This window comes from Cupriavidus sp. PB-02 (genome assembly GCF_058252315.1).
This window is the reverse complement of record NZ_CM177694.1, coordinates 2195194-2215719: the sequence shown is the minus strand read 5'-3', so window position 1 is coordinate 2215719 and position 20526 is coordinate 2195194. Positions and strand designations below refer to the sequence as shown.

General features: G+C 65.6%; 17 protein-coding genes and 1 pseudogene. 7 read left to right on the top strand and 11 right to left on the bottom strand.

The genetic code is table 11. From position 1 onward, the window contains the following. Positions 1–4: 4 nt before the first annotated feature. Positions 5–637, bottom strand: a complete 633-nt coding sequence (locus AC10V3_RS10430; protein ID WP_022535174.1) for a malonic semialdehyde reductase — start codon at positions 635–637, stop codon at positions 5–7. 299 nt (positions 638–936) lie between these two features. Between AC10V3_RS10430 and AC10V3_RS10425 the strand changes: the two genes are divergently transcribed. Continuing rightward, on the top strand, positions 937–2130 hold the full coding sequence (locus AC10V3_RS10425; protein WP_022535173.1) for a patatin-like phospholipase family protein: 1194 nt from the start codon (positions 937–939) through the stop codon (positions 2128–2130). Positions 2131–2206: 76 nt separating this feature from the next. On the opposite strand, the gene AC10V3_RS10420 is transcribed toward AC10V3_RS10425, so the two are convergent. The 4 genes and pseudogenes from AC10V3_RS10420 to AC10V3_RS10405 form a co-directional block, all read right to left on the bottom strand. Further along, a complete protein-coding gene (locus AC10V3_RS10420) occupies positions 2207–2710 on the bottom strand; it encodes a hypothetical protein (protein WP_022535172.1) in 504 nt (167 codons plus the stop codon). Positions 2711–2921: 211 nt separating this feature from the next. Beyond that, positions 2922–3773 (bottom strand): annotated as a pseudogene (locus tag AC10V3_RS10415) (MipA/OmpV family protein). Positions 3774–3846: 73 nt separating this feature from the next. Further along, the gene (locus AC10V3_RS10410; RefSeq protein WP_022535170.1) at positions 3847–4215 is read right to left on the bottom strand and encodes a VOC family protein; all 369 of its coding nucleotides are present in this window, start codon (positions 4213–4215) and stop codon (positions 3847–3849) included. A gap of 137 nt (positions 4216–4352) precedes the next feature. Further along, positions 4353–4724, bottom strand: coding sequence for an ArsR/SmtB family transcription factor (locus AC10V3_RS10405; RefSeq protein WP_022535169.1), 372 nt, complete (start codon positions 4722–4724; stop codon positions 4353–4355). A 78-nt stretch (positions 4725–4802) separates the two neighbouring features. On the opposite strand from AC10V3_RS10405, the gene AC10V3_RS10400 reads away from it, so the two are divergent. Beyond that, positions 4803–6017: an MFS transporter gene (locus AC10V3_RS10400; protein WP_490922185.1), complete on the top strand. Its 1215-nt coding sequence runs from the start codon at positions 4803–4805 to the stop codon at positions 6015–6017. Positions 6018–6080: 63 nt separating this feature from the next. Then, entirely contained in the window at positions 6081–7001 is a 921-nt protein-coding gene (locus AC10V3_RS10395; protein ID WP_022535167.1) for an ATP adenylyltransferase family protein, read from the top strand. Here AC10V3_RS10395 and AC10V3_RS10390 read toward each other — a convergent pair. The 3 genes from AC10V3_RS10390 to pdxR form a co-directional block, all read right to left on the bottom strand. Next, positions 6979–7299 (bottom strand): DMT family transporter, encoded by a 321-nt coding sequence (locus tag AC10V3_RS10390; RefSeq protein WP_022535166.1) that lies wholly within the window; start codon positions 7297–7299, stop codon positions 6979–6981. The two genes, AC10V3_RS10395 and AC10V3_RS10390, sit on opposite strands and share 23 nt — an antisense overlap. Positions 7300–7369: 70 nt before the next feature. After that, complete coding sequence (locus AC10V3_RS10385; RefSeq protein ID WP_022535165.1) at positions 7370–7822, bottom strand: carboxymuconolactone decarboxylase family protein; 453 nt, start codon at positions 7820–7822, stop codon at positions 7370–7372. Between the two features lie 111 nt (positions 7823–7933). Next, positions 7934–9355: a MocR-like pyridoxine biosynthesis transcription factor PdxR gene (gene pdxR / locus AC10V3_RS10380; RefSeq protein WP_349607205.1), complete on the bottom strand. Its 1422-nt coding sequence runs from the start codon at positions 9353–9355 to the stop codon at positions 7934–7936. 182 nt (positions 9356–9537) lie between these two features. On the opposite strand from pdxR, the gene AC10V3_RS10375 reads away from it, so the two are divergent. Then, on the top strand, positions 9538–9999 hold the full coding sequence (locus AC10V3_RS10375) for a DUF6130 family protein (RefSeq protein WP_022535163.1): 462 nt from the start codon (positions 9538–9540) through the stop codon (positions 9997–9999). A gap of 126 nt (positions 10000–10125) precedes the next feature. On the opposite strand, the gene AC10V3_RS10370 is transcribed toward AC10V3_RS10375, so the two are convergent. Further along, entirely contained in the window at positions 10126–10626 is a 501-nt protein-coding gene (locus AC10V3_RS10370) for a winged helix-turn-helix transcriptional regulator (RefSeq protein ID WP_022535162.1), read from the bottom strand. 109 nt (positions 10627–10735) lie between these two features. On the opposite strand from AC10V3_RS10370, the gene AC10V3_RS10365 reads away from it, so the two are divergent. Continuing rightward, complete coding sequence (locus AC10V3_RS10365) at positions 10736–11902, top strand: MFS transporter (protein ID WP_454751971.1); 1167 nt, start codon at positions 10736–10738, stop codon at positions 11900–11902. A 433-nt stretch (positions 11903–12335) separates the two neighbouring features. Here AC10V3_RS10365 and AC10V3_RS10360 read toward each other — a convergent pair whose 3' ends face one another. After that, on the bottom strand, positions 12336–13709 hold the full coding sequence (locus AC10V3_RS10360; RefSeq protein ID WP_022535158.1) for a tetratricopeptide repeat protein: 1374 nt from the start codon (positions 13707–13709) through the stop codon (positions 12336–12338). A gap of 258 nt (positions 13710–13967) precedes the next feature. Here AC10V3_RS10360 and AC10V3_RS10355 point away from each other — a divergent pair, with 258 nt between their 5' ends. Together AC10V3_RS10355 and AC10V3_RS10350 are read left to right on the top strand one after the other, a co-directional pair. Then, complete coding sequence (locus AC10V3_RS10355) at positions 13968–17858, top strand: ATP-binding protein (protein ID WP_022535157.1); 3891 nt, start codon at positions 13968–13970, stop codon at positions 17856–17858. 213 nt (positions 17859–18071) lie between these two features. Next, the gene (locus tag AC10V3_RS10350) at positions 18072–18524 is read left to right on the top strand and encodes a PA2169 family four-helix-bundle protein (protein WP_022535156.1); all 453 of its coding nucleotides are present in this window, start codon (positions 18072–18074) and stop codon (positions 18522–18524) included. A gap of 10 nt (positions 18525–18534) precedes the next feature. Here AC10V3_RS10350 and AC10V3_RS10345 read toward each other — a convergent pair whose 3' ends face one another. Then, the gene (locus AC10V3_RS10345; RefSeq protein WP_022535155.1) at positions 18535–20523 is read right to left on the bottom strand and encodes a thioredoxin domain-containing protein; all 1989 of its coding nucleotides are present in this window, start codon (positions 20521–20523) and stop codon (positions 18535–18537) included. Positions 20524–20526 lie beyond the last annotated feature (3 nt).

The following is a 20526-nucleotide window of genomic DNA, read 5'->3' as shown; positions in this document are numbered from 1 at the left end:
TCCTTCAGAGCAGCTTGCACGCCTCGTCGAATTCCAGGCGGGGGCCGCGCGGAAACAGCTTGGCAGGGTCGCCATAGCCCAGATTGCACAGGAAGTTCGATTTCACGTGGCTGTCCGGGAAATGTTCGAGCTGAAAGGCATTGTCCTTCGGGTCCGCGGGAAAGAATTCGTGATCGACCTTGGCATTGTCGAAGCCGGACATCGGCCCGCAGTCGAGCCCCACCGAGCGGGCGGCAATGATGAAGTACGCGCCCTGCAGGGAACTGTTTCGCCTCGCGGTAGCCAGCGCGAGCTCCGGGGTATCGGCGAACCAGGAGCGTGCGTCCGCATGCGGAAACAGCTTGGGCAGGAGTTCGTAGAACTTGATGTCATAGGCAATGATGGCGGTGACCGGTGCGGCCATGGTCTTCTCCGCATTGCCTGGCGCCAGCGCGGGCAACAGGCGCTGTTTGGCCTCGGGGGTACGCAGGAACAGAATGCGCGCGGGAGAGCAGTTGGCGCTGGTCGGCCCCCATTTCATCAAGTCATAGAGCTGCCGCAGGGTCTCGTCGCTCACGGGCTGGTTCAGCCACGCGCTGTGTGTGCGTGCCTCGCGAAACAGCAGATCGATGCCTTCCTCACTCAAGCGCTTGCTCATCGTCATCTCCTTGAAACGGGATTGGACCGCGCGGCTACCCGGCCGGGTCGATGCCGCTTCTGTCTAGCATAGGCAGCGCAGTGCACCGCCGCGCTGTCGGATTCTGCATCTACCCGCAAGGCTTGCCCCCGCCATCGGCATGTGCTGGCGCGCGGGCAGGGGCTCCGGTATCCGAAAGGCCACTCAGGCGCCGGCCCAAACGCGCTGCGGTCGGCCGAAGCGGCAATTGCCGACCCTGATACGTGGGGCGATACTAGCGAACAGTCAGCGTCCCTGTGCCACGACAAGAAGGGGGAACAATGGGCGAGAAGAAAAAAGCACCACGCTCCGCGCCCGCGCAAGCTGAAGCGCCGCGCACAGAGCTACCGGGCCAGGTCGTGCTGGTTCTGCAAGGTGGCGGTGCGCTTGGTGCCTACCAGGTGGGCGTCTACCAGGCCTTGCATGAGGCGGGGCTCGAGCCGGCGTGGGTGATCGGCACCTCGATCGGGGCGATCAACGGGGCCATCATCGCGGGCAATCCACCAGAGCGGCGGCTCTCCCGGCTCAAGCAGTTCTGGGATGGCGTTGCCTATCGCGGCGCCGCCGGGAGCGGCAGCTTTCGCCCATTCGAGGACTGGATGCGGGTGCTGGCGGTCACAACCCGGGGCATTCCCTCGTTCTTCACCCCAAGCCCCGATGTCTGGTGGGGGGGCGTACAGGCCACTGTCGGCCTCGCCAAGGCGGCGTTCTACTCGACTTCGCCGCTGCGCGCGACCCTGGCGAAACTGGTCGACTTCGACTACCTGAACACCAGGCACGCACGGCTGACGGTCGGCACGGTCAGTGTCCGCAGCGGCCGCATGCGTTACTTCACCAACCGTGACGCGCCGCTGAACGTCGATCACGTGATGGCTTCCGCAGCGTTCCCACCTGGCTTCCCCCCGGTACAGGTCGAAGGCGAGCCATACTGGGACGGCGGCATCTATTCGAACACTCCGCTCGAAGCGATTCTCGATGACCGCCCGCGCCTCAGCTCGCTGATCTTCGCGGTGCAGCTTTGGCCCACCAGCGGTCCGGAGCCCAATTCCATCTGGGAGGTAATGAGCCGGCTGCGGGACATCCAGTATTCCAGCCGGGCGGAATCCCATCTGGAGCGGCAGCGGCAGATCCACCGCCTGCGGCATGTGATCCGCGAACTGGGCAAGCATATTCCGGAAGGCGAACGCGGGCAGGCCGCCGTGCAGGAACTGCTAGGTTGGGGGTGTGGGACGACCATGCACGTGGTCGAGCTCGATGCGCCGCAACTCGACGGCTACGACATGCACCGCGATATCGACTTCTCCACGTGTGGGATCGAGCGCCGCTGGAGGGCCGGGTACAAGGACACGCAATATGCACTGGAGCGTGCCCCCTGGCGCGAGCCACTGGATCCGATAGAGGGGATTGCCGTGCATCGGATCAGCGCGGAGATGCCGGATGCATCGCAGCCTTCCCATTCAGGGGTCGCGAAATAGCCGGGCCGGTTCGGCCGTCGCGTGCATCCCCCCGGCCTCAACACAGCCGTAAAGCCGGGGCTTGGCAAGCGCGGGTTCAGGCCAAGGCGCCGTCGGTGTAGACGTCGAACCTGCGTGCGGGATCGGCCGATACGCCGCTGCGGTCCATGCCGGCCACGGCACCGTCGGTGTAGACGTCGAACTTGCGCGCGGGATCGGCCGATACGCCGCTGCGGTCCATGCCGGCGAGAGCCCCGTCAGTGTAGACGTCGAACTTGCGCGCGGGATCGGCCGATACGCCGCTGCGGTCCATGCCGGCGAGAGCCCCGTCAGTGTAGACGTCGAACTTGCGCGCGGGATCGGCCGATACACCGCTGCGGTCCAGGCCCGACAGGGAGCGCTCGTCGCCGGCGGGTGCAATGGCGTGGCCACCTTCGCTGAAAGCATCGAAGCGGCTGGCCCGTGCGCCGTCGCTGTACACGTCGCGCATGTCCATACGGATGGTGTTGTCGCGTGGTGTGGCAGCTTGGGCAATGCTGGCGACGCATGCGGCTGCAATGGTGGCGATGGCGAAAACCGTGTTAGCGAACTGGCGAGTCATGGTGGTACTCCGATTTGCGGTGAGGAAGGAAGAACGCAGCGGGCGTCCTTTCTCCTATACGCAGAAGCTGTGCCACTGGATGCTGACGGCAAAGGTGCCGTTGCAGACCCGTCATGAGCCAAAATTCGTTCGATGGACGGAGCAAATGTTGGGCGAATACAAACTCGCGGCGTATGCGCCACCAGCAAAAACCAACACTCTTGGAGCTACGCTATTCCCGGCTCGGCACGCGCGTCGCCGATTCGCCAAAGACCCAGCTCAGCGCCAGTCCCGCAGCGAGCGCGTCGTTGCGCCGGACCAGCGGGCTGCTCTCGAATGTCGCACCGTCCAGCCGGTCGTAGCGGACGAAGGCGCCAAACCAGATATGGCGGAAGCGCTTGGACAGCGAAGCCAGCGCCATGCTGCCCGAGTATCCGCCATGCGCCTCGTAGGCCGGGCGTGCCGCGGTCGCGAATTGCTCTTCGACGGAGTAGAAGTACCGGTTGTAATGCGCGGTCGAAAAGATCGGCCCCGCCGTGAGCCCCAGATTCCAGCCGGCGAAGCCGCCCACGTTGGCGACGTCCAGGTTCAGGTTCGGCGAGAAGATCCAGCCGATCGCCTTTGGCGACGATTCCACAGTCACGGCCAGCCGTACCGGCAGCCGCAGATCGAGGCGGGCGCGGTCGGCAGCGGAATGCCACAGCGTGATTGCCAGCGAAGGGCCGATTTCCACCGCGGTCTTCAGGTCGGGCATGCCGCTGCGGACCTGGTCGTTCCGGCTCTTCACGGGTAGCGAGATGCCGAGGCTCACGTTGAGTTAGACCCGGTCGCTATCGAACAGCTTGCCGCGTACGCCATTGCGGTCCGCGCGGAAATGTTCGCCCCGGTAGATAAAGTAGGGCACCGGGAACAGGAGGTTGGCGCGTTCGTCCGATCCGCGATAGTGCGGCAACGTGATGCCCCCGACGCCAAGGCCGGCTTCCCATAACGGCCGCTCGATGTCATCGAAATCCTGCGCCGCCCCCGTCGTCGTGAACGCCGCGGCCGCGACCGCCAAGGCACCGCAGCGCTTGCGGAACCTCATATCGCCTCGGGGGCGGAATGTCGAAGCCCGTGGCGGTCGTCGCGCCGCCTCTTGCCCTCGATGCGCATGCGTCTTATCCCTTCGTGAAGATCTCGAAAAAATGCTTGCTCGGGTCCTCGAAATAGATTCTGCGGCCGCCATCGTCCGTGCTGACCTCGCCGGGGCGGCGGCGATACGGGTCCGCCCAATACATCAGCTTGCGTGCGCGGATTCGGGCGAAGCTTTGCTCGAATTCGGCGTCGCTGATCAGGAAGGCGTAGTGCTGCAGGGCAACATCGCCTTCCGCGTCCATGAAATCCAGGGTGACGTCGTTGTCCAGCCGTACGGCAAGAAACGGCCCGAACGGCACGGCCGCGGGGCGTCCGAGGATCTCGCAGAGGAAGTCGGCGGACACCTTCTTGTCATGAGAAAAGACGATGGTGTGGTTGAGCTGGATGGCCATGCCGCAGTCTCCGGGTGGATGTGTGCAAGGACCGGCGTGTGACCCGGCCGGGAAAGGCCAACCGGCCGGCGCGCTGGGGCTCACACGCCACCCTCGCAGGGTACATGGATTTCGGCGCGCCGGATTCCTTGTTGTCGCTACGCGCGCTTGGCGCTTCGTTCCGGCGGCTGCCAGTTTTCCACCAAGTCCAGCAAGCCAGGGAAACGCGCTTCCAGATCCTCGCGGCGCAGCCGGCTGCGCCGTTCCAGGCCATATTGCCGCTGGCGGATCACCCCGGCTTCGCGCAAGGCTTTGAAATGGTGGGTCAGAGACGATTTTGGCCGGTCGAAACCGAACCATCCGCAGGGGTGGTCGTAGGCATCCGACTCCCGCATCAGTTTGTACACGATGGTGAGGCGCAGAGGATCGGCCAGTGCGCCCAGGATAACTTCCAGCCGCAGGTCTTCAACGGCGGGTTCCTCGAGCGGTGGCGGGAGATTGGCTGGCGTGCCGGTGGCGGTGGTTCTCATGGTGCACTCACTATAGCACCTGTACGAGATTTCTCGAACTGCTCTATAGTTCGACAAATCTCGTACAGGAGTGTCGTCATGTCCGTTACCTCTACTGCCAGCGTCGCCAACCCCGCCATTGCCTCCCCACCGGCACGCATGTGGACGGCCGCCTGGCTGGTCACTGCCGTGTTCATGCTGTCGAACTCGACCACACCGCTCTACGTGCATTGGCAGGAGCAGCTGGGCTTTTCCTCTGGCATGCTGACCGTCATCTTTGCGCTCTACATCGCCGGATTACTGGGGACGCTGCTGGTAGCGGGGCAGTTATCAGACCATTACGGGCGCAAGCCGGTAATGATTCCCGGCCTGGTCGCCGCGCTGGTTGCCTGCGGACTGTTCGCCAGCGCCACCTCGATCGGCATGCTCGCCGTGGGCCGGCTGCTGGCCGGCGTGGCCGTGGGCGTGATCGTTTCAGCCGGCATGGCGGCGGTGGTCGATGCCGGCGGCGCCGAGCACAAGCGCCGGGCGGCGCTGCTGGCCTCCATCGCGATGGTGCTCGGTGCCGGCCTGGGGCCGCTGTTGGCGGGTGGATTGGCCCAGGCGCTGGCGCAACCGGTGCTGCCCATCTTTGCAGTCGAGGCGCTGGTGCTGGTCAGTGCGCTGATCGCAGCCCTGCGCCTGCCCGGACGGAGCACACGGGCGGCTCGCTCCCTTAGTCTGCAACTCCCGCACGTGCCCGTCGGCAACCGGCGCCAGGTCTGGTACGGCATCGCCACCTTCGGCCCGGGCATCACCGCAACCTCGTTCGTGCTGGCACTCGGGCCGTCGCTCCTGGCACGGCTGCTCGAAGTGCGCAGTCCCTTGCTGGCAGGCGGCATGGCCTGCGCGATGTTTTTCACTGCTGTCGGCGTGCAGCTTGCCGTACGGCAATGGCCGGTGGCGCGAATCTTTGCCGGCAGCGCGTCGGCCACAGTGCTGGCGATGGCTAGCCTGGCGCTGGCCATCCACGCCTCGCTGGTGCCAGCGCTGATCGCCGCAGCGTTGCTCGCCGGGGCCGGCCAGGGGCTCGGCCAACTGGGAGGCCTGACCCTGATCGGCCTGCAGATGCCTGACAGCCATCGCGCGCAGTCCAATGCAGTGCTCAACATCGGCGGCTATATCCCGGCGGGTCTGCTGCCCGTGGCGACGGGGTACCTGATCGACGCCGTGGGGCTGGCATCGGGCGCGATGCTGTTTGCACTGGTGCTGGCCGTCGCCGCACTGGCCGGAGGTGCCTGGGCAGTGCGCCGGGCCGGGCAGGGGAGTGCCTGATTCCAGGCGTGTGAGTTTGTTGTCTGTTGCAAGCCTATGCTGGAGTGGGAGCCCTAGCGGACCATGCACCATCCACACCTTCAGCCCGGCACGCTGTGGCCGGCCATCGTGCGACAGACGGCACACGCCCTGCAGAGCGGGGCGTTGTGCCCGATCGAAACCGTCCAGACGGCGATCGAGGACGGCGGCGTGCGGTTTCTCGTCCGCCAGGTGTCGAGCCTGGCTCACAAGGACAAGGCACGCAGGGCGGGCAGTGCCGGGGGCAATCCATTCCTGCCCTATGACCCCGAACTGTTTGTCGCGGATATCTCCGATACCCATGTGGCCTTGCTCAACAAGTTCAATGTCATCGAGCATCACCTGCTCATCGTCACCCGCCGCTTCGAACTGCAGGAATCATTGCTGACCGTGGCGGACTTTGCCGCGCTGCTGGTTTGCATGGCGGAGTTCGGAAGCCTGGGCTTCTACAACAGTGGGGCAGCCGCGGGAGCGAGCCAGGTCCACAAGCACTTGCAGATCGTGCCGCTGCCGTTCGCCGAGGGTGGCCCGGCGCTGCCGATTGGCCCCTTGCTGGAGTCGGCGCGGAGCGCCGGCATCCTCGGCGCCGTCCCCGGCCTGGGATTTGCGCATGCGTTCGCGCCGCTGGATCTGTTTGCGGCGCCCGTGCACGAGATGGCATGCACGGCGTGCGAGCGCTACCGCGCACTGCTCGATGCGGTTGGCGTGAAGGCGGTCGATGTCGATGGCGGACTGCGCCAGTCGGCACCTTACAACCTGCTGGTCATGTCCACAGGGCTGCTGCTGGTGCCGAGATCCACGGAATGCGTTGAAGGCATCTCGGTCAATGGCCTGGCGTTCGCCGGCTCGTTGTTTGTCCGGGATGAGGCGCAGATGCGGGCCATTGAGGGCCTTGGACCGATGAATTTCCTCCGGCGCGCTGCAGCAGCGCCGAAGAATGGTCTCAGTTTGCTGAGACCAGCTTGAGCCCAATAACGCCAGCCAGGATGAAGACAATGCAGAGGATCCTCATCAGCGAGCCAGAGTCCCCCAGGAAGGCTATTCCCACAATCGCCGTACCAGCTGCCCCAATGCCGGTCCAGACCGCGTAGCCGGTCCCTACTGGCAGGGTGCGAAGCGAGATGGAAAGCAGAATGACGCTGGCCAGGCCAGTAGCGACAGTGAGCACAGCAGGTATCAGTCGTGTAAAGCCGAACGACGACTTCATAAAGAACGCGAATGCGATTTCGAGAACGCCGGCCAAGCTGAGTAATGTCCATGCCATGAGTGACAGATCCATTCAACCATGAGTTCGAAAAAGCGAGCGCTATGAGAGGCGCCCGCTTCCTGGCTTATCAGGCCTTGATGGCGGCCGGCCTCGATCGGAACGCAACGCCGAAGCGATTGAATGCGTTCATCAGGCCAATGGCATAGGTCAGGTCGGCGAGTTCCTTGTCGCTGAACTCGGCTGCCGCGGCCTGGTAGTCTGCATCGGGAATGCCCGTGTCGGCCACGCGAGTCACGGATTCCGCCCAACGCAGCGCGACCCGTTCGCGAGCACTGAAGACTTCGCCGGCGTCGCGCCATACGGGCACAAGAACGAGCTTTTCCACCGCAAGGCCGGATTTGAGCAGGTCGCGCGAGTGCATATCGATGCAGAATGCGCAGCCGTTGATCTGCGAGACCCGCAGATACACGAGATCGACCAGTTCCTTTTGCAGGTCGTTCTTCTGAAGCGTGACATACACGCCGCCGAAAGCCTTGTACCCCTCGGGAGATGCCTTGGTGTAGTCGATGCGATGGGCCATGATGTGTCCTTGAAGTGGTTGATGAAGGACTTCATCTTGGTGTACCTTGGCCTATCCGGGAAGGTCCAAGATCCATGCTCCTCACTAGGCCATGAATACTCGGCGGACCGGTCATATCAGGGCCAGGATACGCTTTGCCAGGCCTTCCGCGGTCTTCCGGGAATCGATGTTGGTGAAGTTGAGAAGCAAGGCCGATGCGTCGTCACGACCTATCGTCCAATCCGTCAATGCTTCCGCATACAGTCCCGCTTCCCGCATGCGCGCAACGAGCCGGCGGTCTGACAGCTTGCCTTGCAGCCGCAAGATCAGGTGCATGCCACCGGGCTGTGAATCGATTCGCATATGTTCGCCAAGAACGCTCCCCAGGCCTGCGGCGGTGGCGTCCCGACGCTCGGCATAAAGCTTCCGCATCTTTTGGATATGTCGAGCGAAATGGCCTTCCGCGATAAAGGCTGTGACGATCGCCTGGGTAAGCGCGGGACTTCCGCCTGTCAAGGCCTGGCTGATCTGTTCGAACCGTTCGACCAGCGCTTCCGGCACGACCAGATAGGCAAGCCGGATGCCAGGAAAAAGCACTTTGCTGAATGTGCCCGCGTAGAGTACCCGGCCCTCGCGATCCAGGCTCTTCAACGCAGGAAGCGGGCGGCTGACATAGCGGTATTCGCCATCGTAGTCGTCCTCGATAATCCATGCCTTGCTTCGCTCGGCCCAGTCCAGCAGTGCCCAGCGCCGGGGAAGAGACAATGATACGCACAGCGGGCTCTGGTGGGCCGGCGTGACTACCGCGGCATGTGCTCGTGGTGCCAACTTGATTCCATCCGCGACGACCATGCCATCCTGGTCCACTGGCACCGGGACCGCTTTGATATGCATATGTCCCAGTAGCTCCCGCGTGGGTGGGTATCCGGGGTTCTCCAGCCAGACGCGATCTCCAGCCTTCAAGAGCGCATGCGCAATCAACTCCATGGTGTGACGATATCCCGAGGTCACGAAAATCTGAGCCGGCGAGCAACTGATGCCACGCGAAACCTGCAGATAGGCTGCGATTTGGGAACGCAGTTGCGGCACGCCGTACACGGGGGGATGAACCATATCCGATGGTTGCATCGCGCGCGCGCAGCGCGCGCCCAGGCGGGCCCAGACCTTGCGGGGAAATGCGTCCAGCGCAGGCAATCCCATCTGGAACGGCAAGATCGAATCTGGACGAAAGCTCGTTGAACCGGCCCGGCTGTCGGGCGGGCGGCGCGGGCCTGCAATCGGCACGCGCGGCTTGAGATCGGGCGCCACGATGGTGCCTGCCTGGCCGCGGGCTTGAATGTATCCCTCGGCAGCCAGCAAGGAATAGGCCGCGTCGATAGTCCCCCTGGCCAATCCCAACTCCTTGGTCAGGGCTCTTGCAGAAGGAATTCGGTCGCCCGGCTTCAATACGCCGTTGGCAATGGCGTCGCGAAACCGATCGTAGATCTGTCGGTAGCGTGGGGTGGCCGCCGTCGGGTCCAATCGCGAGATGGGGCTGGGCTTCGCTGTGGTCATGGACTAGTCAGCTGCGAGCATCGTTATGAATTCGATATCGGTGGATACGGACGCGACTGCCCTGATCGGCAAGCGGCATAGCCAAAGTCCGCGTTTGGTCTCTAGCTACTACTCTGTACCTACAAGCGAAGTGTCAGCGGCCTTGCGCCCCTTGGCCAGCCTCGCCGCGAAAGGAAAAAACCATGCGATCCCTCTTCAGGCACTTGTCGGTCGCCGCTGCCGGCGCTGCTTTCTGCGTTGCTGCCTTCGCGCAGAACGCCCCGGATACCGGCCGTCCCCCGGCGATCCTGCCGCTCGAATCGGAACCGGCGCCGAAACTCATTGCATATCCGCCGCTGGCTGCGCCGCTGGCTCGAGGCGTCGTTATCATTCAGTTCCGGACAGAGAACTTCCGCGTCATGCCGGTATTCGGCAAGACCGCTGTCGAAGTGTCGCCGCGTATCGGGCACCTCCATGTGACGGTTGACGACTGGCACGGAACCTGGGCACACACCAGCGAAGATCCGATCATCCTGGTTGGATTGACGCCTGGCGCGCACAAGCTTCGGCTCGAGCTTGCCGATCCCAATCACAAGATTCTTGCCAGCGAGACAGTTTCCGTCACCGTCCCAGACCTGAAGACGTCAAAACCCCACCAGCATTGAGGCCTGTGCGTTCTCATCCGGGAGACGCGGCATAGGCCTGCGGCAAGATGTTCACGGCCACGGCAGCAATGTCCGCACCGATGCCTGTGGCGGCTCCGTCAAGGAGCCGGCCGTCAGCGGGAGAGGTTACTCCTCGCCCAGGATCGCGCGATTCCGAGTGCCAACTGATTGCACCGTAGCCGCTGTCGCGCCAGGTCCAGGTTCCAGTCGAATGTCGCGGAAGGTGAGCAGCTTGCCTCGATCCCCACGAGGGCCAACGGGATCGATGGGTTTTCCGGACTGATGCTCAACCAGGCGAATGGGCGCGTCGTGCTCGCACCACTGATCGCCCCACTGCAGTAGCGCCACCAGCACAGGGTACAGCGCCTCGCCCTTCGGGGTCAGCCGGTACTCCTGGCGCCGTTCGGCGTCCTCCAGGGGCACCTTTTCCAGCACGCCGTGCTCGATCAGTGTGTTCAAACGAGCCGTCAGCACGTTCCTCGCAATGCCCAACCGACGCTGAAAGTCGTCAAAGCGCGTGGTGCCCAGGGTGCATTCGCGAACGATCAGCAGGCTCCACCACTCGCCTACCTGCTCGAGTGCGCGGGCGATGGAACAGTTCATTCCGTCAAAGGATTTACGGTACATGGCCGCATTCTATTCACATAAGTTGCGTCACGCAACTTGCCATGCTATCTTGCGCCGAATAGTTTCGTCACGCAACTTTTGCCCGCATGGGCCAAGAAGGAAATTCACCGTGGATCGACGTCTCATCGTATTGGCCGGCGGCATGTTCGCCATAGGCACGGACAGCTTCGTCGTCGCCGGCATCCTGCCGCAGGTGGCTGGTTCGCTCGACGTATCGGTGGCACTTGCCGGACAGATGGTGACGCTCTATGCGCTAAGTTATGCGTTGCTGTCACCCGTCCTTGCTGCGGCAGCGGCGCATTGGCCGCGCAAACGACTACTTCTTGCGGGCCTGGCCGTGTTTGTCCTTGGCAACGTGATAACAGCACTCGCGCAGAGCATTGGGCTCGTGCTCGCGAGCCGTCTGTTGGCTGGCCTGGGTGCCGCGATGTACAGTCCCACGGCGACCGCCGCCGGGGCGTCGCTGGTGCCTTCCGAGCAGCGCGGTCGTGCGCTGGCGATCATCATTGCCGGCCTGTCCAGCGCTACGGCGCTGGGTGCACCCTTTGGCACCTACCTCGGCGGTTGGCTCGACTGGCGAGCCACGATGTGGTTCGTCGCTGGCGTAGGCGCGGTCGCCGGCGTTGGCGTCTGGCGGCTGCTTCCAGACATTGCTTCGCCCCCGGCCCTCAGCCTGGCGCGCCGCCTGGCGCCGCTCGCTGACGCCCGCATCCTGTTGACACTGCTGACCACCTGGCTCGCGTACTCGGGGCTTTTCGTGGTCTACACGTATGTCGGAGTGAGCTTTGAGCGCGCAACCGGCGGCGACTCGCAAGTCCTGGCCGGGATGCTGCTGCTGTGGGGTGTTGCCGCCACTGTCGGCAATCTCGCGGCGGGCCGGCTGACAGACCGATTCGGCAGCCGGCGCATCATTAATACCGCAATTGCGATCGCAGCGATTGACTTCGCCCTGATGCCGTGGACATCCGCATCGCTTGCAACAGCGATCCCGGCGATCATCGTCTGGGGCCTGTGCGGCTGGGGGCTACTGGTACCGCAACAGCATCGGCTGATCAGCCTGTCGCCGGCTGCGTCACCCCTGTTGCTGGGGCTGAACTCTGCTGCGGTCTACATCGGAGTCTCGATGTCCGGCGTCATCGGAGCCGCAGCGCTCACCTGGCTGGACCGACATGCGCTTGGCCTCGTCGGGGCCGCACTCATCGCCGCCTCCCTGCTAGCCGCCGAATGGGCACAGCAACGGATCGCACCTCGCGGCCATGTCGCGCATGCATCGTAGCCGACGGCTTCCGCGTTCATCTACTACATGATGCTCTCTGTTGGATCGCTGCGTTGATGCAGGCGATCCAGGTCGCCCGCGCCGGCGCAGCCAAAAATGCGCCCAGCTAGGGAGCGGGCGCCGGACGGGCGCGAGTGTCGCGCACGGAGGTCGGGGCAGGGTACACGTCGTCACCGGGCGCGATGGGCACGCGGGGCGGCGCAGGCGTTGCCGAGGTATCCCGCGGGGGCGCCTCGCATCCCGCCATGGCCGCGGCCAGCAGGGCGATGACGGTGCACTCGGCCAACACGCAGCGCAAGGCGCGGCCAGGCCGAGGGAGGAGGGTGCAGTGCATGGGAGCCGCTTTGAGAGTCATGCCTCAAAGCTTAGGTGATTCAGGGCGCCACACCGTACAACGCCCTGTATCTGCCATGGGTACCCCGCTACTTGCCGCTCACGCCACCTTCACCGCGGCCGCATCCCCCGGGCCGTCCGTCGCTTCGCGCTGGAGCGCTGAGGCGCGCTGCGCCAGCTTGCTGAGGCTGGGGTTAATCGGCTTGAGCTCCATGCGCTCGGCCGCCAGCGCGCAGGCCAGGTTGGCGCGTTGGCCTCGCAACGCCGCCTCGATCAGCGTCAGGTTGATGAGATCGCGCTGGGCGTGGCTGCCGCCGAACCGATGCGCGATCTGGCGCACCGGCAGCAGCAACCCGATGGCGTGGTCGTAGTCTCGCCGCGAGAAGGAGACCAGGGCCTCGGTCACCGGCAGGCCGACCTCGCGGGTCATCATGGCGTTTGTGTCGCTGCCTCCTGCCGCTGCGCGCATGCTGGCAAGCAGGCCGGACAGGGCGCTGTCGCGCCCCGCGCAGAGATAGGACATGGCAGCATGGGTGTCGTTGAAGGCGTAGTAGCCTTCGGCGCCGCGCGCCTGCCAGGTGCCGGCCAGTTCATTCCAGCGCTCGCCCACGTCGATGCCGCGCAGGTGCAGGCGCCACAGCATGGCGCAGGCATCGATCAGCTCCAGCGCCACCGACGAGTGGTTCTCGCGGATGTGCGCGTCGTAGATGTCCAGCACCTGCCTGGTATGGCCGAGTTCGAGATGGAACAGCGCCAGGTGCCACCAGTTGTGCACGGCCATCATATTGTCCTGGGACCAGTCGGCAGCGCGCCCGCTCAGCCAGTCGATGCCTTCGTCCTGGCGGCCCTGCATTTCCATCACATGGGCGACTGCATGAATCGCCCAGGGATCGCGCGGGTTCAGTTCCAGTGCAAAGCGTCCGCGTTCCTCCGCTTGCTCGTACAAGTGCGTTTCCTCCAGGCCGAACGCATGCATGCCAAGGACATAGCCGAAGCCGGGTACGCGCGTATTCCAGTGGGGCAGCACCTGGGCGATGCGGTCGCGCAGCAGGGTGGACTGCCCGAGCAGGAAGTCCCCGATATGGGCGATCTGCAGCGCCAGGCTGTCGCGCGGATAGTCGACCACGATGTCACCGTATAGCTGGATCGAGCGTGCGAAGTGGCCATCCAGCCAGACGCGTGCCGCCGCGATATGCCGGCGCTCGCGCTCGTTGGCGCTGGCGCACAGCGCTTCGCCTGCCTCGACGCTCTGCCTGAGCATCGGCTCCACGGTGCCGTCGCCAGCTGTGATCATCATCCCCGCGCGCATGGCATGGCCCATCACGAAGCCCGGATCTTCGGCCAGGGCATGGTCGATCACCGTAAGCGGGTCGCCATAGTACCCATGCAGCAATTCCAGGGCGGCTTCGAAGCGCTCCAGCGAGTTGGTGTTGGTGCTCGAGACCGAAACACCCCGCGAGTCAGTATGTGTCATGACGCAATCCTTCCAGTGTGACTGAGGCAGCGCTTGCCTCGATGGCGGCCCCCTGTTCGCCTGCTTTGACAGATGCCACGCGGGCCGGGGTTGTCGTCATGCTAGGTAGCCGGCGTGAACGGGCGCGGCAATCCAGCGTGAAAGAAGCGTGAAAATTGCGGCAGGCCAGGAAGTACCGGCTTCGTATCTTTGTGCTGCCGAGGCGCGCACGGGCCCGTGCCGTCGCCTATAAATGATGGGCTTTCAGGTTTCCCTATCATGGCCCGCGCCCGTCTTGACCTGTTCGGCGGCTTCCAGCTGAGTTCTGCAGACGGAACGCCGATTTCGCTTTCTGCCCGCAAGGCGCGCGCCGTGCTGGCCTATCTCGCGCTGGCGCAAGGGCGTGCCCAGCCGCGCGACAAGCTGGCCGCACTGTGCTGGGCCGAAAGCAATACCGAACAGGCGCGCAGCAGCCTGCGCCAGGCACTCAGCGCGGCGCGGCGCGCACTGGAAGAAGCTGGCCAGCACGTGGTGCTGGCGGAAGCCGACTGCGTGACGCTCGGCGAAATCGAGGTCGACGTGTGCGAGTTCGAGCAGTGTGCCCGTGAAGCCACGCCCGCGTCGCTGGAGCGCGCCGCGGCGCTGTACCGGGGTGACTTGCTGGAGGGCTTTCATGCCGCCGCGCCGGCGTTCGACCACTGGCTGGCGATCGAACGCGAGCGTCTGCGCGGCGTGGCGTTGGCGGCCATGGCCAGGTCGCTGGCGCACCACGAGCAGGCTGGCGAGACGGAGCGGGCCATCGCCACTGCCACCCGGCTTCTTGCCCTCGATCCGTTGCAGGAAAGCGTGCACCGGACGCTGATCCGGCTGTATGAACGCCAGGGCCGGCAGGCGCTGGCGCTCAAGCAGTACCGCTTGTGTCGGGCGGCGTTGCAACGCGAACTCGGGGTATCGCCTGAGCCCGAGACCGAGGCGCTGTACCAGGCAATGCTGCGGGCCCGCCGCGAGCCGGTGGCTGGCATGCCGGCCGCTGACGACGGTGCCGTGGTGCCACCTGCCTCGGCCGCAATGGCTTCCGAGCCGCAGCTGCGCCACGCAGTGGTCCTGGTAGCCAGCCTGGACGATAGCAGCGCTGGCCTGGAACCCGAGCCATTGCACGAGGCCCTTGCCCGTTGGCGCCAGCAGGCCAGGGCATTGGCCAGCGCCTGCGGCGGCCATATCACCGATGAAATCGGCACCCGGCTGACCATCGTGTTTGGCGTTCCGGTGGCGCATGGGAATGACGCCGAGCGCGCCCTGCACACCGCCGGGGCGCTGCATGCCGGTCTGGCGCGGCTGGCGCAATCCGCCAACGCCAGGCTGCTGGCGCGCGTAGGCCTGGCCAGCGGCCAAGTGCTGGCGGCCCGCGGCGACAGCGGCATGACGCTGACCGGCGGGCCGGTTGGCGTGGCCTTGCAGGCGATGGAGCGCGTCGAGCCTGGCGCAACCATGGTGTCTAACCGGGTCTACCAGGCGCTGCCCGGACGCCTCGAAGCCGACTGCGTGGCACAGGCCGTGCTCCCCGGCGTGGCCGAGCCGATTCCGCTCTGGCGCGTGCGGCGCTTCCTCGGCGTGGAACAGGCACCGGCGCAGCACGCCTTTGTCGGGCGGCAAGCGGAGCTGGCCCAGCTCGCCGGCGTTGCCGACAGCTGCCTGCGGTCCGGCCATGGCCGGGTCGTGCTGATCCGCGGCGAGGCGGGCATCGGCAAGAGCCGGCTCGCCGACCGCTTCGTCGCGCTGGCGCGCGAGCATGGCCTGGAGGCACACCGGGCGCTTGTGCTCGACTTCGGCGCCGGCAGCGGCGGCGATCCCTTGCGCATGCTCGCGCGCAGTCTGCTTGGCGCCGCGCCTCGTGCGGAGGCGGATGGCTGCGGCGCCGAAGAAGCGACAGGCGCGGCAATCGAGCAAGCGCTCGCAGCCCTGCAACTCGGCGAAGACGACCTTGTGTTCGCTCGCGACATGTTAGAGCTGCCCCAGTCCGCGGAGCAGGCCGCCGCACTGGCCGCGATGGACGCCGCCAGCCGGCAACGCGGCGCACAGCGATTGATGGCGACACTGGCCACCCGCCGCAGTGCCGCGCGGGCGCAGCTGATCGTGGTTGAGGACGTCCACTGGGCCGAGCGCACGGTGCTCGATTGCCTGGCGCAGCTGGCGGCGGCAACCCGCAGCCACGCGCTGATCCTGGTGCTGACCGTACGCCCGGAGCACGACCCGCTCGATGCGGCCTGGCGGGCGACCAGCCAGGGCGCGTCGCTGACCACCATCGACCTCGGGCCGCTCGACGATACCGAGGCGCACGAACTGGCAGCCTGCCATCGGCAGGTCGATCCTGCCGTGGCCGCTTCCTGTATTCGCCGGGCCGAGGGGAATCCACTGTTTCTCGACCAGTTGCTGCGCGGCGCGGAGGCGGGCGCGGACGAGTTGCCCGGGACGCTGCAGAGCATCGTGCTGGCGCGGCTGGACCGGTTCGGTGCCGCCGACCGGCAGGCGCTGCAGGCCGCTGCCGTACTGGGCCAGCGCTTTGGCCCGGCCGCGCTGCGGCATTTGATCGAGGATCCCGCGTACGCTTGCGAGCGCCTGGTGCAGGAGGCCATGGCCCGGCCGGAAGGCGAAGACTACTTGTTCATGCACGCGCTGATCCATGAGGCGGTGTACGCCTCGCTGCTCAAGTCGCGGCGACAGAATCTGCACCGGCGCGCGGCCGCCTGGTACGAAGGGCGGGACCCGGCGCTGGTGGCCGAGCACCTGGATGCCGCAGGCGATCCACGTGCGCCTGAGGCCTATGCATCCGCGGCGCGCCATGAGGCAGCACACTTCCGCGGCGAGCGCGCGCTGCGCCTGGTCGAGCGTGCGCAGCGCCTGGATAGCGACGACACCTGCAGGCACACGCTTGCCTGCCTGCACGGCGAGCTGGCACTTGACCTGGGCCTGCCGACGGAATCCCTGCAGGCCTTTCGGCAAGCGCAATTGCTGGCGACCGATGCGGCACAGCGGGCACGGGTGTGGCTCGGCACGGCGGCCGCCTTGCGCCTGCTCGACCGCTATGACGAAGCCCTGGCGGCGCTGCGCGAGGCGGAGCAGGCTGCCGCTGCCCTTGGCCAGCCCGAGCGGCTGGCCGAGATCGAATCGCTGCGCGGCAATCTCTATTTCCCGATGGGCGACATGGACGCGTGTCTCGCCGCCCACCAGCGCGCCCTCGGCCATGCTAGGGCGGCCGGTTCGGTGCTGGGCGAGGCGCGAGCTCTCGGTGGCCTCGGTGACGCGTACTACCAGCAGGGCCGCATGCTGACCGCGCATGCGCATTTTGTCCGCTGCGTCGAGCTGGCGCGGGTGCACGGCTTCATCCGCATCGAATGTGCCAACCTGTCGATGGTGGGCGCGGTGGAACTGTTCCGCAACCAGCTTGCGGCCGCGCAGGCCAGTTGCGACGAAGGGCTGCGCCTGGCGCGGCGCATCAACGATGCGCGCAGCGAAATGCTGGCCTACGACGTGATGACATCGACCGCGCAGCTCGCCGGCGACTGGCTGCGTGCCGAAGCGCACGCGCGGCTGGCACTGGCGCTGACGCGCCGGTTGGGGGCCCGGCGCTTCGAGGCTGAAGTGCTGGCGCGGCTTGGCCTGGCCATCGGCGCGCTCGGCCAGGTGCAGGAGGCAGAGTCCCTGCTCGACGAGGCGCTGCAGCTGAGCCACGCCAGCGGCGTGCGGTATTCAGGGCCAACCGTGCTGGCATTCCTTGCGCGCACCACGCGCGATCCGGACAAGCAGCTCGATGCCCTGCGCCAGGGCGAGGCCATTCTGGCCCAGGGCTGCGTGAGCCATTGCCACGTCGACCTGCTCGAAGCTGCAATCGAAGTTTCACTGGCCGCGCGCCGGTGGCAGGAAGCCGAACGCTACCTGGCGGCGCTACAGGACTACATGCAGCATGAGCCGTTTCCCTGGGGAGACTTCCTGATCCGCAGGGGCCGCGCCCTGATCTACGCCGGACGGGAAGAGGGGGGCGGGAGCACGCCCGCGCTTTGCGCCCGGTTGCGGCTGCTCAGGGACGAGGCACAGGCGGCCGGTCTGAATGAGTCACTGGGTGCCATTGCTGCGGCACTGGAGCGGTTGGAAGCGGCATCGCGCATCGAATAAGGCGCATCAGGCCCTTCCTGATCGAAATTCCTGCTCCCGCAGCTAACGCCTGTAGCGAGCCGGACACCTTCCCGCCAGGGTTCGGGCATCTCCTATCATGGAGTCACGCCTTGCCTGTGAACGCTGTGAACGAGCAGGCAGCTGGGGCCCGGCGCGAACCGGCCGATTCATGTTGACGGCGTCTCCGACGCCTGTACATGTTGGGAGAATTCCATGGGCGACAACCAGCAGCAAACTGTCCTGGCGCTGAACCAGCTGATCGAGGCTGGCAAGGACAGCGAACTGGCCTGCATGAGCGGTGCCAGTGAAGTGCGCGATGCGCAGCTCCGCGACATTCTGACCAGTACCGCGGATTCCTACCGGGCGTCGGTGAGGGAACTGCAGTCCCTGGTCAGTGCAATGGGCGGCCAGCCGGCTGACCGGGGTAGCATGAATGGCACGCTGTTCCGCGGTTGGATGGCGTTCCGCCACATGCTGCAGCCAAACAATGACGACGCCGTGCTGGGGATGTGCGAGCACGAGGAAGATGCTGCCAGGCGTGAGTATCAGTCCGTCATGATGAAGCCGCTGCCACCAGAGGCCAGCGCAGCGCTTCAGCGCCAGTATGATGCGTTGAAGCAGCATCATGAGCGGATTCATGCCATGCGCGGCATGCAGATTCACTAAGGGCGCACAGTCACCCCACGCAGCGTTCAAGGAGCGCCTGGCCACTGGTTACCGGTGCGGTACAGGTGCGATGTCGGCACACGTAGGCTGCCGGCCGGCCGTCGACCGGGAGCCGCCCCTGGCCGACGGGAACGTCTTCGGCGAATGCCAGGACGCGTGCCGGAAGGTAGGTGCGGTGAACGCTTTCCACCAATGGGGCGGCAGCCGCCTTATCGCCGGCAAGAATGATCCCGAACGCGCCGCGCTGCACGAAGTCCCAGGCGGCCAGGAGGTGCACGAAGCCGGCCGGGGCCGCGGTGGCGGCAGGCCGGTAGCGCTGCAATTCGTGCTCGGCGAGGTCACGATAGCGATCCTGGCCGGTGAGTTCGTGCAGGCGCAGGAAGGCGAACACGCTGGCTGAAATGCCTGACGGCGATGCGCCGTCATATGGCGCGCGAGGCCTGTGCACCAGTTGCTCGCCATCGTGGGGCGTGAAATACAGCCCGTCGTCCCAGAATTTATCGATGATCAGCGCCACGAGTTCGGCTGCGCGATCCAGGTATCGCCTGTCGAAGCAGGATTCGTAGAGGTCGATCAGGGCGTTGGCCAGGAAGGCATAGTCTTCCAGGAACCCTGGCACCTTGACTGTGCCGTCCTTCCAGCACCGGTACACGCCGCCGTCTGGCATGGTGAGCTTGTCCTGGATGAAGCTGGCGGCCCGCCTCGCGGCGGCGAGGTGCGCGGGGTTGCCCGTCGCCTGGTAAGCCGCGCAGAGCCCCTGGATCATGAGACCGTTCCAGCCGGTGAGAATGTTGTCGTCGCGGCTGGGGCGCACGCGCCGGGCGCGTGCTGCCAGCAGCCGCTCGCGCCAGCCTTCGAGCCGCGCCTCCTCCAGCGGGGTCAGCGTGACCGCACGGTGGAGCACCGATCTGCCGGATTCAAAGTTCCCGCCGTCGGTCACGCCGTAGGCACGACACGCCAGGGCCCCCTCGGATTCGCCCAGGACTGCCTTCACCTCGGCCGCTGTCCAGACATAAAAGCGGCCTTCCTCGCCTTCACTGTCGGCATCTTCGCCAGCATAGAAGCTGCCGTCGGGGTGCGTCATGTCCCGCAGGATGTACGCGATAGCTCCCTCGAATACACGGCGCCAGGCTTGCTTTCCGGTCAGGCGATAGGCGTTGGCGTAGAGCGTGACTAGCTGGCCGTTGTCGTAAAGCATCTTTTCGAAGTGGGGCACGGCCCAGCGTTCGTCGACACTGTAGCGGGCGAACCCACCGCCAATCTGATCATGGATGCCGCCGGCCGCCATGCCGTCGAGCGTGCGCTCCAGTGCTCCAAGCAGTGCGGGTTCACCAGTCCGTTGATAGATGCGCAGCACGAGGTCGTAGGCGCTTGCGTTGGGAAACTTGGGCGCTCCGCCCAACCCGCCATGCGTCGGATCCGTATTGCGCGCGAGGGCGAGGGCGGTCTGCGCGGGCAGGTCCTCGACATCCGCGGCTTCACGGCTCAGGGCCGCGTCTTCGAGCTGCCGGAACCCCTTGCGAAACTGCTCGATGGTGTCGCGCAGTTCCTGCCGGCGATGCCTCCAGGCTTCGCTCAGGCTCAGCAGCACACGCTCGAAACCAGGGCGGCCGTAGCGGTCATCCGGAGGAAAGTAGGTGCCGCCGTAGAAAGGCTCTCCTTGCGGCGTCAGGAACACCGTGAGTGGCCAGCCGCCGCCTTGTCCCATCATCTGGGGGACCTTCTGGTAAATGTCGTCGAGGTCGGGACGTTCCTGCCGGTCAACCTTGATGCTGACAAAGCGCTCGTTCATCAGGCCGGCGATCCGGGGATTCTCGAAGGATTCGTGCGCCATGACATGGCACCAATGGCATGTGGCGTAGCCGACCGAAAGCAGAACCGGCTTGTCGTCGTCGCGCGCGCGGCGAAACGCCTCTTCGCACCAGGGATGCCAGTCGACCGGATTCTCCGCGTGTTGCCGGAGGTAAGGGGAGGTTTCTGTGGCGAGCCGGTTGGTCATCGT